Here is a 1,197-nt window from a genome sequence, read left to right as displayed (position 1 = left end):
CGATGCATTGCAATTACTGGATGACAGATACTTGGTTGTAGCGCTTGATGGTTCTGATTTTGATCAGCCCTTTAATCCTAAGTCGGAAAATATTTTTCAAGGCAAAGATGGTCGAAGATCTTGTCAGATTCACGTAAATGCTCTCTATGATTTTCTAAACAAGTTATATTTGGATTTAGTTTTTCAGCCGCGACAAAAGATGAATGAACGTGACGCTGCTCTTGCAATGTTAAAAAACTTAGCGCAACGAGAAAAAGATTTTATAGTTCTAATGGATCGTGGCTACAGCAGCTTTAATCTAATTGAAAACTGCAATCGGCTAAAGCATTGTCACTATGTGATCAGAACTAAAGCTGGATATGGCGCTATCAAAGAAATTGCTGGTATGTCAGAACAAGAATATGATATTGACCTGTCTTGCAGAGTAACCTCGTCACATCATTATTACGTTACTCATAAAGACAGGGAAAAATTTCTGCACCTGATTCTACACAAAAAACATCACTATAAAGCTATCCGTTCTAAAAATACCAAAGACTGGCGCTGGGATTTCGAAGGCCTATGCAATGTCAAGTTTCGGGTTTGCAAGTTTAGAATTAATCCGCCAGGTTCAGCTGATGAATGGGAAGTTCTTATCACTAACTTGGACCGTGACGAATTTCCTTTAGCCAGAATGAAAGAGATCTATCATCTTCGCTGGGGAATAGAAACTTCTTTTAGAGAGCTTAAATATGATTTAAGCGGAGTGCAGTTTCATTCTAAAAAAGATCAGTTTGTTTACATGGAAATATACGCTCACTTTGCAATGTATAACGCCGTGAGTTTATCAGCTGCTTCTAGCTCAAAACCTTATTCTCAGGGAAAATATCAATATCGAATAGACTTTAAAATGGCCTGCTGTGTTTGGCGACGATATTTTGGTATAAGCGATAATTCAGATAAAGCCTTCACGCAATTATTGCTGGATATGGCATTTTATTTAACTCCGATCAGACCGGGAAGAAAGGATAAGCGAAATTTAAGAGCTAAATTAGTGATTGGCTTTCCTTATCGTTTAGCAGCTTAAACTAATCCGAAATGGCTATCTTGTGATGGCTTATTTGTGCTATCAAAAAAGACATTTACCGAATAAAACAATTCGATAAATGTCTTAAAAAGTATCATCAGCTTTGTCAATGTCTTAACTTAATGACATTG

Annotated in this window: 1 protein-coding gene; it reads left to right on the top strand. The window is 36.8% G+C overall.

Annotated features, from left to right (window positions below; all coding sequences use genetic code 11):
* Positions 1-1,066: IS4 family transposase (locus HMPREF0493_RS08530; protein WP_006352830.1), on the top strand; the 1,066-nt coding region annotated here is incomplete at its 5' end.
* Positions 1,067-1,197 lie beyond the last annotated feature (131 nt).

The sequence above is a fragment of the Lactobacillus amylolyticus DSM 11664 genome, from assembly GCF_000178475.1.
Taxonomy (GTDB): Bacteria; Bacillota; Bacilli; order Lactobacillales; family Lactobacillaceae; genus Lactobacillus; species Lactobacillus amylolyticus.
This window is presented reverse-complemented; position numbering and strand designations above follow the sequence as displayed.